This is a genomic window from Psychrobacter sp. CAL346-MNA-CIBAN-0220, from assembly GCF_040309805.1.
In the GTDB taxonomy this organism is placed as follows: Bacteria; Pseudomonadota; Gammaproteobacteria; order Pseudomonadales; family Moraxellaceae; genus Psychrobacter.
The window spans coordinates 1-229 of the sequence record NZ_JBEOPF010000820.1 but is presented as its reverse complement, the minus strand read 5'-3'; the positions used below and the strand labels follow the sequence as shown (position 1 = coordinate 229).

Here is a 229-nt window from a genome sequence, read left to right as displayed (position 1 = left end):
GTCAAGTACTAGCTAAGCCTGGTTCAATTAACCCACACACAACTTTCGAATCAGAAGTTTACGTGTTGTCAAAAGAAGAAGGCGGACGTCATACTCCATTCTTCAAAGGCTACCGTCCACAATTCTTCTTCCGTACAACAGACGTAACAGGCACAATTGAGTTACCAGAAGGCGTAGAAATGGTTATGCCTGGTGATAACATCAAGATGGTCGTTACTCTGATTTACCC

1 pseudogene is annotated in these 229 nt (G+C 43.2%); it reads left to right on the top strand.

Annotated features, from left to right (window positions below):
- Positions 1-229 (top strand): annotated as a pseudogene (gene tuf, locus AAEY88_RS15805) (elongation factor Tu); the annotation flags it as partial.